This window comes from Variovorax sp. 05L425 (genome assembly GCF_056397705.1).
In genome coordinates this window covers 12931-27678 of the sequence record NZ_JBFTNY010000029.1, presented here as the reverse complement: position 1 = coordinate 27678, position 14748 = coordinate 12931, and the positions used below count along the sequence as shown (strand labels likewise).

14 protein-coding genes are annotated in these 14748 nt (G+C 65.4%); all 14 read left to right on the top strand.

The window, feature by feature from the left end:
* Window positions 1-10: 10 nt before the first annotated feature.
* Window positions 11-1714 (top strand): AMP-binding protein, encoded by a 1704-nt coding sequence (locus AC1DN9_RS25620; protein ID WP_478104685.1) that lies wholly within the window; start codon window positions 11-13, stop codon window positions 1712-1714.
* Window positions 1711-3327 carry a carboxyl transferase domain-containing protein gene (locus tag AC1DN9_RS25615; RefSeq protein WP_478104684.1) on the top strand — a complete coding sequence of 539 codons (1617 nt, stop codon included), beginning with the start codon at window positions 1711-1713 and terminating at the stop codon, window positions 3325-3327. Before AC1DN9_RS25620 ends, AC1DN9_RS25615 begins: the two co-directional genes overlap by 4 nt.
* A 10-nt stretch (window positions 3328-3337) precedes the next feature.
* Window positions 3338-3853, top strand: a complete 516-nt coding sequence (locus tag AC1DN9_RS25610; RefSeq protein WP_478104683.1) for a DinB family protein — start codon at window positions 3338-3340, stop codon at window positions 3851-3853.
* Window positions 3850-4644 (top strand): enoyl-CoA hydratase/isomerase family protein, encoded by a 795-nt coding sequence (locus AC1DN9_RS25605; RefSeq protein WP_478104681.1) that lies wholly within the window; start codon window positions 3850-3852, stop codon window positions 4642-4644. The genes AC1DN9_RS25610 and AC1DN9_RS25605 overlap by 4 nt, the downstream gene beginning before the upstream one ends.
* Window positions 4645-4659: 15 nt before the next feature.
* Entirely contained in the window at window positions 4660-5331 is a 672-nt protein-coding gene (locus tag AC1DN9_RS25600) for a DUF4126 domain-containing protein (protein WP_478104679.1), read from the top strand.
* A 110-nt stretch (window positions 5332-5441) separates the two neighbouring features.
* A complete protein-coding gene (locus AC1DN9_RS25595) occupies window positions 5442-7436 on the top strand; it encodes an acetyl/propionyl/methylcrotonyl-CoA carboxylase subunit alpha (protein WP_478104677.1) in 1995 nt (664 codons plus the stop codon).
* 102 nt (window positions 7437-7538) lie between these two features.
* On the top strand, window positions 7539-9062 hold the full coding sequence (locus AC1DN9_RS25590; protein WP_478104675.1) for a sugar ABC transporter ATP-binding protein: 1524 nt from the start codon (window positions 7539-7541) through the stop codon (window positions 9060-9062).
* Window positions 9059-10093: an ABC transporter permease gene (locus tag AC1DN9_RS25585; RefSeq protein ID WP_478104674.1), complete on the top strand. Its 1035-nt coding sequence runs from the start codon at window positions 9059-9061 to the stop codon at window positions 10091-10093. The genes AC1DN9_RS25590 and AC1DN9_RS25585 overlap by 4 nt, the downstream gene beginning before the upstream one ends.
* Window positions 10094-10126: 33 nt before the next feature.
* Window positions 10127-11080 carry a substrate-binding domain-containing protein gene (locus tag AC1DN9_RS25580; RefSeq protein WP_478104673.1) on the top strand — a complete coding sequence of 318 codons (954 nt, stop codon included), beginning with the start codon at window positions 10127-10129 and terminating at the stop codon, window positions 11078-11080.
* Window positions 11081-11246: 166 nt separating this feature from the next.
* Window positions 11247-12176, top strand: coding sequence for a 2-hydroxyacid dehydrogenase (locus AC1DN9_RS25575; RefSeq protein ID WP_478104671.1), 930 nt, complete (start codon window positions 11247-11249; stop codon window positions 12174-12176).
* Between the two features lie 37 nt (window positions 12177-12213).
* Window positions 12214-13134 (top strand): hydroxymethylglutaryl-CoA lyase, encoded by a 921-nt coding sequence (locus AC1DN9_RS25570; protein WP_478104670.1) that lies wholly within the window; start codon window positions 12214-12216, stop codon window positions 13132-13134.
* Window positions 13134-13622, top strand: a complete 489-nt coding sequence (locus AC1DN9_RS25565) for a YbaK/EbsC family protein (protein WP_478104753.1) — start codon at window positions 13134-13136, stop codon at window positions 13620-13622. Before AC1DN9_RS25570 ends, AC1DN9_RS25565 begins: the two co-directional genes overlap by 1 nt.
* Window positions 13619-13873, top strand: coding sequence for a DUF1289 domain-containing protein (locus AC1DN9_RS25560; RefSeq protein ID WP_478104669.1), 255 nt, complete (start codon window positions 13619-13621; stop codon window positions 13871-13873). Before AC1DN9_RS25565 ends, AC1DN9_RS25560 begins: the two co-directional genes overlap by 4 nt.
* Window positions 13870-14505 (top strand): 2-hydroxychromene-2-carboxylate isomerase, encoded by a 636-nt coding sequence (locus AC1DN9_RS25555; protein WP_478104667.1) that lies wholly within the window; start codon window positions 13870-13872, stop codon window positions 14503-14505. The genes AC1DN9_RS25560 and AC1DN9_RS25555 overlap by 4 nt, the downstream gene beginning before the upstream one ends.
* Window positions 14506-14748: the final 243 nt, after the last annotated feature.

Genomic DNA, 14748 nt, shown 5'->3' with positions numbered 1-14748 from the left:
AGGAGCTGCCATGACCCTGACGCGCAGCATGGCGCAAGGCGCCACCGACATCCCGCTGATCGAGCAGACCATCGGCGACTTCTTCGATGACATGGCCGCGCGACAGGGCAACCGCGAAGCGCTGGTCAGCGCCCACGAGAAAAAGCGCTACAGCTACCTCGAACTGCAGCGCGAAGCCAACCGGCTCGCCAGCGCCTTGCTGAAGCTGGGCCTGGCGTCCGGCGATCGCGTCGGCATCTGGTCGCACAACAACGCGCCCTGGGTGCTGATGCAGCTTGCCACGGCGAAGGTCGGGATCATCCTGGTCAACATCAATCCGGCCTATCGCACCTCGGAGCTCGAATACGCGCTCAACAAGGTGGCGTGCAAGGCGCTGGTCACGATGAAGACCTTCAAGACCAGCGACTACGTCGGGATGTTGCGCGAACTGGCGCCCGAACTCGCGAGCGCCAAGCCTGGTGCCTTGAATGCCGCGCGCCTGCCGCATCTGCGCACGGTGGCGTGGATCGACTCCGACGCCGATAGCGGCGAGCTGCCGGGGCTGTTGCGCTTCTCTGCCTTGCTGGCCAGTGGATCGGCCGACGACCCGCAGGTCGCCACTGTCGCGAAGACATTGAAGGCGACCGATCCGATCAACATCCAGTTCACCAGCGGCACCACGGGCTTCCCCAAGGGGGCGACGCTGACGCACCGCAACATCCTGAACAACGGCTTCTTCATCGGCGAATGCATGAAGCTCTCGCCGGCCGACCGCTTGTGCATCCCGGTGCCGCTCTATCACTGCTTCGGCATGGTGCTGGGCAACCTGGCGTGCATCACGCACGGCTCGACCATCGTCTATCCGAATGACGGCTTCGACCCGCTGACCGTGATGCAGACGGTGCAAGACGAGAAGTGCACCGGCGTGCATGGCGTGCCCACGATGTTCATCGCGGAACTGGACCATCCCCGTTTCAAGGAGTTCGACTTCTCGACACTGCGCACCGGCATCATGGCCGGCTCGCCGTGCCCGACCGAAGTCATGAAGCGCGTGGTCGAGCAGATGCACCTGCGCGAAATCACGATCGCCTACGGCATGACCGAGACGAGCCCGGTGAGCTGCCAGAGCTCGACCGACACGCCGCTCGAAAAGCGCGTGTCGACCGTGGGCACGGTGCAGCCGCATCTCGAAATCAAGATCATCGACCCCGCCACGGGCGAGCTCGTCGAGCGCGGCCAGTCGGGCGAGTTCTGCACGCGCGGCTACTCGGTCATGCACGGCTACTGGGAAGACGAAGAGAAGACGCGCGAAGCCATCGACAGCGAAGGCTGGATGCACACCGGCGACCTCGCCACGATGGATGCCGAGGGCTACGTCAACATCGTCGGCCGCATCAAGGATCTCGTGATTCGTGGCGGCGAGAACATCTACCCGCGCGAGATCGAGGAGTTCCTCTACCGCCATCCGAAGGTGCAGGACGTGCAGGTGGTGGGCCTGCCCGACAAGAAATACGGCGAAGAGCTCTGCGCCTGGGTCATCGCCAAGCCGGGGCAGACCGTGAATGCCGACGAGATCCGCGACTTCTGCAAAGGTCAGATCGCGCACTACAAGGTGCCGAGGTACATCGAATTCGTCACCGAGTTCCCGATGACCGTCACCGGCAAGATTCAGAAATTCAAGATTCGCGACGCGATGAAGAGCCGCCTGGGCTTGGATGAGGACAAGACTGCATGAAGCTGGATACGAAACTCAACGCGCGCTCGACCGACTTCCAGGCCAATGCAACGGCCATGCGCGCGCTGGTCGATGACCTGCGCGAACAGTTCGCCAAGGTCGAAGCCGGCGGCGGCGAGGCCGCACGCAACAAGCACACGGCGCGCGGCAAATTGCTGCCGCGCGATCGCGTCGCGCAACTGCTCGACCCCGGCACGCCTTTTCTCGAAGTGGCGCCGCTCGCGGCGCACGCGATGTACCACGGCGCGGCGCCCGGTGCGGGCCTCATCGCCGGCATCGGCCGCGTCAGCGGCGTCGACTGCATGATCGTGTGCAACGACGCGACGGTGAAGGGCGGCACCTACTACCCGATGACCGTCAAGAAGCATCTGCGCGCGCAGGAGATCGCCGAGCAGAACCGCCTGCCCTGCATCTACCTCGTCGACTCGGGCGGCGCCAACCTGCCGAACCAGGACGAGGTCTTTCCGGACCGCGATCACTTCGGCCGCATCTTCTACAACCAGGCGAACATGAGCGCGCAGGGCATCGCGCAGATCGCGGTGGTGATGGGCTCCTGCACGGCAGGCGGTGCCTATGTGCCGGCGATGAGCGACGAAAGCATCATCGTCAAGAACCAGGGCACGATCTTCTTGGGCGGCCCGCCGCTCGTGAAGGCCGCGACGGGCGAAGTCGTCACGGCGGAAGACCTCGGCGGTGGCGATGTGCACACGCGGCTGTCGGGCGTGGCTGATCATCTGGCGCAGAACGACCTGCACGCCCTGGCGCTGGCACGCACGGCGGTCGCGAATCTCAACGCAGGCGCTCGTGCCAACGACGCGAAGGCCTCTGCAAGCGCAACGCCGCGGCCGCCCGCATTCGCGACCGAAGAGCTCTACGGCGTCATCCCGGTCGACACACGCAAGCCCTTCGACGTGCGCGAGATCATCGCGCGCATCGTCGACGGCAGCGAGTTCCACGAGTTCAAGTCTCGCTTCGGCAGCACGCTGGTCTGCGGCTTCGCCGAGATCGAGGGCATGCCGGTGGGCATCGTGGCCAACAACGGCATCCTGTTCTCCGAATCGGCACAGAAGGGCGCGCACTTCATCGAGCTGTGCTGCCAGCGCAAGATCCCGCTCGTGTTCCTGCAGAACATCACCGGCTTCATGGTGGGCCGCAAGTACGAGAACGAAGGCATTGCGCGCCACGGCGCCAAGATGGTGACGGCCGTGGCCACGGCCAGCGTGCCGAAGTTCACCATCATCATCGGCGGCAGCTTCGGCGCGGGCAACTACGGCATGTGCGGCCGGGCCTACTCGCCGCGCTTTCTCTGGATGTGGCCCAACGCGCGCATCAGCGTGATGGGCGGCGAGCAGGCCGCGAGCGTGCTCGCCACTGTCAAGCGCGACGGCATCGAGGGCAAGGGCGGGCAGTGGAGCGCCGAGGAAGAAGAGGCCTTCAAGGCGCCAATCCGCAACCAGTACGAGGCCCAGGGCCATCCCTACTACGCGACCGCGCGACTGTGGGACGACGGCATCATCGACCCGGCCGACACGCGCCGCGTGCTGGCGCTGGGCCTGGCCGCCGCGCGCAACGCGCCGATCCCCGAGCCGAAGTTCGGCATCTTCCGCATGTGAGGTAACGACCATGACGCTGCCGAACTACTTCGCAAGCCTGGGGCGATATCACGTCTGGGCCACCCACAGGCTGATCGGGACGAACCTCCACGGCCTGTCCGACGACGACTGGTATCGGGACTGCGGGCTGTTCTTTCGCTCCGTGCATCGCACCGTCAATCATTTGCTGCTGACCGACAACATCTGGTTCTCCCGCTTCGCCGAGGGAAAGTCGCTGCGCGTCGCGCTCGACACCGAATTGCACACCGATCGCGCCGAAGTCTGCAAGCAACTCGGCGAAGCCGTGACGCGTTGGAGCCCATGGCTCGCAACGCTGGCGCCGGACCGCTTCGACGGCGAGTTGGCGTACACCCGAAACAACGGTGAGCAGGTGCAGATTCCCTTCGCACCGGCACTCGGCCATGTCTTCAACCACGCAACCCACCATCGCGGCCAGTTGACGGCCGCGCTGACGGCAATGGTCCATCCCGGACCGGAGCTGGACTGGGTTTATCTGCTGCAACAGGAAGCTCGTTCCCCATCATGAGCACATCGTTCACCACCCTCGAACTCGCCATCGAAGGCGCCGTCGCGCGCATCTGGCTCAACCGGCCCGAGTTGCGCAATGCCTTCGACGACGTCGTCATCCGCGAACTCGGCGTTGCCTTTGCGCAGGCGAGCGCGGCGCCCGATGTGCGAGTGATCGTGCTCGGCGCCAACGGGCCCGCGTTCTGCGCCGGTGCGAATCTCAACTGGATGCGCCGCGCGGCCGATTTCACGCACGAGGAAAACACGACCGACGCGGCCGGTCTTGCGGCGATGCTGCGCACGATCCACGAGAGCCCGAAGCCGGTGATCGCGCGCGTGCAAGGCGATGTCTATGCGGGCGGCATGGGCCTGGTCGCCGCGTGCGACATCGCGGTCAGCGTCGACACGGCCTGGTATTGCCTCAGCGAAGTCAAGATCGGGCTGATCCCCGCGACCATCAGCCCCTATGTGCTGCGCGCGATGGGCACGCGCGCCGCGCAGCGCTGGTTCCTGACGGCCGAGCGTTTTACCGCTGCAGAAGCGCATCGCATCGGCTTCGTGCACGAGGTGGTCGCCGCCGATGCGCTCGACGCCAAGGTCGCGGAGATCGTCAAGGCGCTCACCAGCGCCAGCCCGGCGGCGGTGCGTGCCTGCAAGACGCTGATCGCCGATGTTGCGGGCCGAGAGATCGACGATGCACTGATCGCCAGGACTGTGCAGGGCATTGCCGACATCCGCGCCAGCGAGGAAGGCCGCGAAGGTGTCCAGGCCTTCCTGCAGAAGCGCAAGCCCTCCTGGCTCGTCGGCTGAAACAGGCCACGCAAGATGGACACCCTTGACATGCCCCAACTGCTGGCGCTCGCCGCCGCATTGGGCTGGGCCAGCGGTGTGCGGCTCTACCTGGTCGTGCTGCTGACAGGGCTTGCCGGCTACCTCGGCTGGCTGCCGCTGCCGCAAGGGCTGCAGTTGCTGGCGCATCCGGTCGTCATCGCGGCGAGCGGGTTCATGGTGTTCGTCGAATTCTTCGCCGACAAGATTCCCGGGCTCGATTCGATCTGGGACATGGTTCACACGGCGATCCGCATCCCGGCCGGCGCCGCGCTGGCAGCCGGCGTTTTCGGCGCGGACCATACGGCGATGGCGCTGGTCGCAGCGCTGCTTGGCGGCGGCTTTGCGGCCACCGCGCATGCGGCCAAGGCGACGACGCGCGCCGCCATCAATACGTCGCCGGAACCCTTCACCAATGTCGGCGCCTCTCTGGTCGAGGACGGCATGGTGCCCGCAGCGCTGTGGCTGGCGGTGGCTCATCCCCTGGTGTTCGGCGTGCTCTTCATTGCCGTGCTCGTGCTCAGCGTCTGGCTGATCCGAAAGAGCTGGCGCTTCCTCAAATCGCTTTTCAGCCGCGTGGCCCGCATCTTCAGCGGCCGTGCCGATCCCGGCGTGGTGCCCGCGTTCCAACTCAAGAAGAATCCTCCCGGAGACTCATCGAATGTTTAAGAAGATCCTGATTGCCAATCGTGGTGACCAGTCGCGAAGCGGCGCAGCGGCGAAGCCACATCGCATGGCACGCGCAGCGTGCCGAGGCGATTTCACCGCGGAGACGCACCATGTTTAAGAAGATCCTGATCGCCAACCGCGGCGAGATCGCATGCAGAGTTGCAGCGACGGCCCGCCGCATGGCGATCCGCACGGTGGCCGTCTATTCCGACGCCGACGCGCATGCCAACCATGTGCGCGCCTGCGACGAATCGGTCCACCTCGGCGGCAGCGCACCCAAGGACAGCTACCTGCGCTGGGAAAAGATCCTCGAAGCCGCCAAGGCCACGGGCGCCGAGGCAGTGCATCCCGGCTATGGCTTTCTGAGCGAGAACGAAGAGTTCGCACAAGCCTGCGCCGATGCCGGCCTGGTCTTCATCGGCCCGCCGCCTTCGGCCATCAAGGCGATGGGCCTGAAGGCCGAGTCCAAGCAACTGATGGAAAAGGCCCGCGTGCCGCTGGTCCCGGGCTATCACGGCAGCGACCAGAATCCGGCGCTGCTGCAGCGCGAAGCCGATCGCATCGGCTACCCCGTGCTCATCAAGGCCAGCGCGGGCGGCGGCGGCAAGGGCATGCGCGTGGTCGAGAAAGCCGGAGACTTCGCGGCGGCGCTGGCGTCGTGCCAGCGGGAGGCGATCAACAGCTTCGGCGATGACGCGGTGCTGATCGAAAAATACGTGCAGCGTCCGCGTCACATCGAGATCCAGGTCTTCGGCGATACGAAAGGCAACTACGTCTACCTGTTCGAGCGCGATTGCTCGGTGCAGCGTCGCCACCAGAAGGTGCTGGAAGAAGCGCCTGCGCCGGGAATGACCGAGGCGATGCGCAAGCAGATGGGCGAGGCGGCCGTGGCTGCGGCGCGTGCCGTGAGCTACGTGGGCGCTGGCACGGTGGAATTCATCGTCGAGCAGCGCGGCGAAGGGGAGATGAATTTCTTCTTCATGGAGATGAACACGCGGCTGCAGGTGGAGCATCCGGTGACGGAAGCGATCACCGGGCTCGACCTCGTTGAATGGCAACTCCGCGTGGCTTCGGGTGAAGCATTGCCATTGAAGCAGGACCAACTTCAGATCCACGGCCATGCCATCGAAGCGCGCATCTGCGCCGAGAACCCGGACAACAACTTCCTGCCCGCCACCGGCACGCTTCACGTCTACCGCAAGCCGCAGGCCACGGCGTTCCAGCGCAGCCGGGTGCGCATCGATGACGGCGTGCGCGAAGGCGGCGTGATCTCGCCCTTCTACGACTCGATGATCGCCAAGCTCATCGTGCATGGCGCTACGCGCGACGAGGCGCTCGCGCGGCTCGACCTCGCGCTGGCGCAGACGCACATCGTGGGCGTTGCGACCAACGTGCAGTTCCTGCGTGGCATCCTGCGCACCGATTCATTCGCGAACGCGAGGCTCGATACGGCACTGATCGAACGCGAGCGCGCGGTGCTTTTCGACCAGGAGCCGCTGGGGCTCCCGCTCGCTGCCGCTGCGTCGATCGCGCGCACGTTGCTGGCCGAATCCGCGACCGCGACCGCCGATCCGTTCAGCCGCCGCGACGGCTGGCAGTTGCACGGCGTCGCGGTGCGACCCTTCGAATTCGAGTTCCGCGGCGAAACGCAGAGCGCCGAGTTGCGCTATCTGCACGACGGCGCGCTGTCGCTGCGCGTCGGCGACGTGTCGGGACTCCTCGAAATCGGCAGCTTCCCTTCGGGCGAGATCGAACTGCAATTCGCCGGCCACCGCCACACGTTGAACGTCTATGAAGACGAATCGACCGCGTACGTCTTCGCGGCGGACGGCGCGACACGCATCACAACCGTCGATCGACTGGCGCATGCGGGCGAGACGCATGCCGAAGGCGGCCGCCTCACCGCGCCGATGCCCGGCAAGGTCGTCTCCTTCGCCGTCAAGGCTGGCGACAAGGTGACGCGCGGCCAGCCGCTCGCCGTCATGGAGGCCATGAAGATGGAGCACACGATCGCCGCGCCCGCCGATGGCACGGTCCAGGAACTGCTCTACGCACCCGGCGACCAGGTCGCCGAAGGCGCGGAACTGCTGACTCTCGCCGCCTGAGGCAAGGCGCACGGATTCCCCGGTGGCAGATCAGCAAGGGTTTGTTCTGGTCAGGCCAATTCGGGCCTATGGCAGAGTCGTCGGACGACCGGTTGAGATCGTATGCCGCAACCCATCGTCACCATCCGTGATCTGACCAAATCCTTCGCCGGCGTGCGTGCGCTCGACAGGGCGCAGTTCGACCTGCTGCCCGGCGAGGTGCATGCGCTGATGGGCGAGAACGGCGCGGGCAAGTCCACTTTGATGAAGGTGCTCGCGGGCGTCTACCGCAAGGACGCCGGCGAGGTGACCTTCGACGGCCAGCCCGTCGACATCGAGAGCCCGCGCGCTGCGCAGGCCCTGGGCATCGGGATCATTCATCAGGAGCTGAACCTGATGAACCATCTGAGCGCCGCACAGAACATCTTCATCGGCCGCGAGCCGCGCAGGCGCTTCGGTGTCTTCATCGACGAGCAGGCGATGCGTGTCGAGGCGCGGCGCATCTTCGAGCGCATGAACCTGCGGCTCGACCCGGACACGCCCGTGGGCGAACTCACGGTGGCCAAACAGCAGATGGTCGAGATTGCGAAGGCGCTGTCGCACAACTCGCGCGTGCTCATCATGGACGAGCCCACTGCCGCGTTGAACAACGAGGAAGTGGCCGACCTGTTTCGCATCATCGGCCAGCTGAAATCGCAGGGCGTGGCGATCGTCTACATCTCGCACAAGATGGACGAGTTCAAGCGCATCGCCGACCGCGTGACCGTGATGCGCGACGGCCAGTACATCGCCACGGTGCCGATGGCCGACACGGCGATGGACTCGCTCATCGCCATGATGGTGGGACGCCAGCTTGCCGAAGTCGAGAACGATTTCCCGGACACATCGCGCAACGAGATCGTGCTCGAGGCCAGGGGCATCAACCGTGGCGCGATGGTGCGCGATGCCAGCTTCGTGCTGCGCAAGGGCGAGATCCTGGGTTTCGCCGGCCTCATGGGCGCGGGCCGCACCGAACTGGCGCGCGCGGTGTTTGGTGCCGACACCGTCGACTCGGGCGAGATCTGGCTTCAAGGCCGGAAGGTGTCGATCAAGTCGCCGGAGGACGCCGTGTCGCACGGCATCGGCTATCTCTCCGAGGACCGCAAGCATTTCGGTCTCGCCACCGGCATGGACGTGGAAACCAACATCGCGCTGCCGAGCATGAAGCGATTCCTGTCGATGGGGGTCTTCATCGACCAGGCCGCCATCGAGGCCGCCGGCGAAAGCTACGTCAAGCAGCTCAACATCAAGACGCCCTCGGTACGCCAGCCGGTGCGGCTGCTGTCGGGCGGCAACCAGCAGAAGATCGTGATCGCCAAATGGCTGTTGCGCGACTGCAGCGTGCTCTTCTTCGACGAGCCCACGCGCGGCATCGATGTCGGTGCCAAGGCGGAAATCTATCGCCTGCTGAATGCGCTGGCCGCGCGCGGAAAGGCGATCGTCATGATCTCTTCGGAGCTGCCCGAGATCTTGCGCGTGAGCCACCGGGTGCTCGTGATGTGCGAAGGCCGCATCACCGGCGAGCTCGCCGGCCGCGAGGCCTCGCAGGAAAAGATCATGCAGCTCGCCACCCGGCGCGAAGCCGCCACAACCGGAGACGCGCCTTGACGACACCTACCGCCGGCAGCACCAGCACCGCCGCCGCACCGGGCTTCTCGCTGAAGGCGCGGCTCTTTCGTCCGGCCACGCGACAGAAGCTGCTCGCCTTTGCCAGCCTGATCGCGTTGATGGTGTTCTTCAGCCTCGCGTCGTCGCAGTTCCTGCAAACCGACAACCTGGTGGGCATCCTGCAATCGACCGCGGTGAACGGCGTGCTGGCCATTGCCTGCACCTTCGTCATCATCACCGCGGGCATCGACCTCTCGGTGGGCACGCTGATGACCTTCTGCGCCGTGATGGCCGGCGTGGTGCTCACCTACATGGGCATGCCGCTCGCGCTCGGCATCGCGGCGGCGATCTTCTTCGGCGCGTTGTCCGGATTCGTTTCGGGCATGCTGATTGCCAAGCTCAAGATCCCGCCCTTCATCGCGACGCTGGGCATGATGATGCTGCTCAAGGGGCTGTCCCTCGTGATCTCGGGCACCAAGCCGATCTACTTCAACGACACACCGGACTTCACGGCGATCTCGCAGGACTCGCTGATCGGCTATTTCATTCCGGCGCTGCCGATTCCGAATGCGGTGCTGATCCTCTTTCTCGTGGCCGTGGTTGCGAGCATCGTGCTCAACAAGACCATCCTGGGGCGCTACACCTTCGCGCTTGGCAGCAACGAAGAGGCGGTGCGCCTGTCGGGTGTCAACACTGAATTTTGGAAGATCCTGGTCTACACGGTCAGCGGCGGCATCTGCGGCATTGCGGGTCTGCTGATCGCGTCGCGCCTGAATTCCGCGCAGCCTGCGTTGGGGCAGGGCTATGAACTGGATGCGATTGCGGCGGTGGTCATCGGCGGCACCTCTCTCAGCGGCGGCACCGGGACGATCGTCGGCACGATCATCGGCGCCTTCATCATGAGCGTGCTCACCAACGGCCTGCGCATCCTCTCGGTCGCGCAGGAGTGGCAGACCGTGGTGACCGGCGTGATCATCATCCTCGCCGTGTATGCAGACATCCTGCGCCGTCGCAGCGCCAGCAAGCAGTAGTCGATTCGATTTCACAACCACAGGAGACTTCGCATGATCCAGAGAAGAGCAGTCACGACCACCCTCGGCGCGGCCCTCATCGGCCTGTCGGGTATTGCCAATGCGCAGCAGTCGCAGGAGATCTATATCCCGCTGGTGTCCAAGGGCTTCCAGCATCAGTTCTGGCAGGCCGTGAAGTCGGGCGCCGAGCAGGCCGCGAAGGACCTGAAGGTGAAGATCAGTTTCGAGGGGCCCGAGTCGGAGTCGATGGTCGACAAGCAGATCGACATGCTCGCCGCCGCGCTGGCCAAGAAACCGCAGGCCATCGGCTTCGCCGCACTCGACAGCCAGGCCGCCATTCCGCTGCTGAAGAAGGCGCAGGCGGCGAAGATCCCGGTCATCGCCTTCGACTCGGGCGTGGACAGCGACATCCCCCTGACGACCACCGCGACCGACAACAAGGCCGCTGCGGCGCTCGCCGCCGACAAGATGGCCGACCTGATCGGCAAGTCCGGCGAAGTGGCGCTCGTGGTGCACGACCAGACCAGCCGCACCGGCATCGACCGGCGCGACGGCTTCGTGAACCGCATGAAGTCGAACTACCCGAACATCAAGATCGTGAGCGTGCAATACGGCGGCGGCGATCAGCTGAAGTCGACCGAGATCACCAAGTCGATCCTGCAGGCCTACCCGAACCTCAAGGGCATCTTCGGCGCCAACGAGGGGTCGGCCATCGGCGTGGTCAACGGCGTGAAGGAGATGAAGCGCAACGGCAAGGTCGTGATCGTCGGCTACGACTCCGGCAAGCAGCAGAAGAACGCGATCCTCGACGGCAGCATGGCCGGCGCCATCACGCAGAACCCTGTGGGCATGGGCTACAAGACCGTGGAGATGGCCGTGAAGGCGATCAAGGGCGAGCCGGTGCCGAAGGTGGTTGATACGGGGTTCTTCTGGTACGACAAGACGAACATCGGCGATCCGAAGATCGCCGCCGTACTTTATGACTAACCCCCAGGTTGGCTCACTTCGTGTAGCCGCCCACCCCCTTGCAGGGGGCAACACCGGCGGCCCGGCGGAGCCGGTTCCGCGGTGTTTCACGAAGGGGAAGAGGGGCGGCTGCAGGCGGGACAATGGGAGCACTTTGTCGCCGTGTTCTGAATTCCATTTTTGACTTATGCGAATCATCGTTAGCTTGACCGACAACCGGCCTGAACCGTGGATCGATGGACTTCGTGCCGCCTTGCCGGGGGCGGAAGTCGAGAACTGGGCGCCGGGGGCGGCGCCTGCCGATCACGCGGTGGTCTGGGCGCCGCCGCAGGCGCTGCTGGATGACCAGCCGGGGTTGCGGGGGCTGTTCAACATCGGCGCGGGCGTGGACGCGCTGCTCAAGCTCAAGGTGCCGCCGCAGACGCAGGTGGTTCGGCTCGACGATGCGGGGATGTCGGTGCAGATGGCGGAGTACGTCTGCCATGCGTTGATCCGGCACTTCCGCGAATTCGACGCCTATGAGGCCGAGTCGCGCGCGGGGCGCTGGAGCTACCGCAAGCCGCGCGAGCGCAAGGATTTCGCGGTCGGGATCATGGGGCTCGGCGTGCTGGGCGAGCGTGTTGGCAAGGCTGTCGCGCAGTTCGAGTTCCCGGTCAATGGGTGGAGCCGTTCCGCCAAGGACATCGACGGTATTCGCTGTTTTGCCGGCGAGGAGGCTTTCGATGACTTCCTGGGCGCGAGTCGCGTGCTGGTGAACCTGCTGCCGCTGACGGCCGCGACGCGAGGCATCCTGAACCGCGAGACGCTGTCGAAGCTCAATGGCGGCCAGCCCGGCGGCTATGTGATCAACGTGGCGCGCGGCGGGCATCTGGTGGAAGCCGACCTGATTCCGTTGATCGACAGCGGGCAGCTCGCAGGCGCGACGCTCGACGTGTTCGAAGTCGAGCCGCTGGCCGCCGACCATCCCTTCTCGCGGCACCCGAAGATCACGGTGACGCCGCACTGTTCCGCGCGCACCGAGCGCGAAGCCTCGATCACGCAGATCGCCGGAAAGATCCGGGCGATCGAGCGCGGAGAGCCTGTTGCCGGCGTGGTCGATGTCCAACGCGGATACTGACTCGCCCTTGCCTTTTAGAGATCCAAAGACAACTGCCATGAAACTCCCCACCCGAGTCAAGATCGTCGACGTCGGCCCGCGCGACGGCCTCCAGAACGAGAAGCAGCCCGTGCCGGCCGAGATCAAGATCGGCCTCGTCCATCGCCTGCAGGACGCGGGGCTGAAGGACATCGAGGTCACCAGCTTCGTATCGCCCAAGTGGGTGCCGCAGATGGCGGACAACGCCGAGGTCATGCATGGCATCCAGCGCAAGGCCGGCGTGCGCTATTCGGTGCTGACACCCAACCTGAAAGGCTTCGAGGCGGCCATCGCCGCGCCGCGAGAGGAGTGGCCCGACGAGATCGTGGTGTTCGGCGCCGCGAGCGAGGCCTTCAGCCAGCGCAACATCAACTGCTCCATCGCCGAGAGCATCGAGCGCTTCCGGCCGGTGGTCGAGGCGGCGCGTGCCAACGGCATCTACGTGCGCGGGTCGATGTCGTGCTCGGTCGGATGCCCCTATGAGGGCGAGATCGCGCCGTCGCGCGTGGAGATGCTCGCCGGGCTCATGAAGGGGATCGGTGTGCAGCATATCGGCGTGGCCGACACCATCGGCGTGGGCACACCGCTCAAGGTGCAGCGGGCACTGGAGGCGACGTTGAAGCACTACAGCGTCGACGACATCTCTGGGCATTACCACGACACCTACGGTCAGGCGCTCGGCAACACGCTCGCGAGCCTTGAGTTGGGCGTGTGGCAGTTCGACGCTTCGTCGGCCGGCCTCGGCGGCTGTCCCTATGCGAAGGGCGCGACGGGCAACGTTGCCACGGAGGACGTGGTCTACATGCTGCACGGCATGGGCATCGAGACGGGCATCGATCTCGACCGCCTGATCGATGCGGGCGTCTACATCAGCGATGCGCTGGGCCGTGCGCCGAACTCGCGCGCGTCGAAGGCCATCCTCGCGAAGAGGGCTGGATGATGTGTGGTGCTGAATTGACTTCACTGCCTGATGGCGTGCAACGTGTCGCACGCCATCTGCAGGACAGGGGCCATCCCCACGCGCCGCAGATGCTCGACGATGCGGCGCGCACTGCACAGCAGGCGGCCGATGCGTTGGGCATCGACGTCGGACAGATCGCGAAGAGCATTGTCTTTCGCCGCAAGACCGACGACGTCGCGGTGCTGGTCGTGACTTCGGGCGACAAGCGCGTGGACGAGAAGAAGGTCGAGGCGCTGGTCGGCAAGCTCGGCCGTGCGGATGCCGAGTTCGTCAAGTCGCGCACCGGTTTCTCGATCGGCGGCGTCTCGCCCTTCGCGCATGCCACCCCGCCGGTGATGTTGATCGACCGCGAACTCTTTCGCTTCGAGGACATCTGGGCAGCGGCCGGACATCCGCATGCGGTGGTGCGCTTGCGTCCTCAGGATCTCGAAGGCCTGACCGGTGCGCCGGTCGCGGATGTGGTGTGACCGCTGACGCCGCGTCGTCGCTCGCCCATCGAGCCATCGCCGCGCGCGAAACGGCGAGCGACGTGCCGTCGCCGTGCATTTCAATCTGCCGCATGGACCCCTGCAGCGGCTTCTGCGAAGGCTGTCTGCGCACCATCGCGGAGATCGCCGCATGGAGCCGCATGGACGATGCCGAGAAGCGCCGGGTATGGCGCGCGATCGAACTGCGCGCGGAGGCCGGGTTCCTCGTCGCCGCCGGAGACAAGCCTTGAAGCACATCACCTTCCATCTGGACTTTCTCTCGCCCTATGCTTACCTCGCCTTCGAGCAGTTGCCGCGGGCCCTCGAAGGCGTGAGCTACAGCGTGGCCTACCGGCCGGTGCTGCTCGGCGCGCTGCTGAAGCACCACGGCCAGCTGGGCCCGGCGGAGATCCCGGCGAAGCGCGCCTGGACCTACCGCCACGTCCTGTGGCTGGCGCGAGCGAACGGCATTCCGATACAGATGCCCGCATCGCATCCCTACAACCCGCTGCCGCATCTGCGGCTCGCGCTCTCGACGACGACGGACGGCGACATCAACCGCCACGTGGCCGAGACGATCTTGCGCAACGTGTGGTGCACCGGCGAGGAGGCCGGCGATGCGGCGCGTCTCGCGACGCTCGCCGCGCAACTCAAGCAGGTGCGCGACATGGGCAGCGACGAAGTGAAGGCGCAACTCAAGGCGAACACCGACGAGGCCATCGCGCGGGGCGTCTTCGGTGTGCCGGCCTACGAAGTCGACGATCGCCTGTTCTGGGGCTTCGACGGCCTCGGGATGCTCCGCTCTTACCTCGCAGGCGACGCATGGTTCGACGGTCCTGAGTGGATCAGCGCGGACCAGCGCCCTTCGCTGCTGCGCAAATAATCCCATTCCAGAAATACCGCGGAACCGGCTCCGCCGGGCCGCTGGTATTGCCCCCGGTAGGGGGTGGGCGGCTACACGAAGTGAGCCAACCTGGGGGCGAGCTTTTTACAGGCTGAAACGCGAAGAGCGGGTTTCACCTTAAGTCGTCAGCGAGCATTCAGTTTCGCGACAGGCTCGGGTCAGTCGGCTCTCCAAGAATGCGTCACGTCCCACGCCGTGGGCGCATTTCATACGAAGGAGACG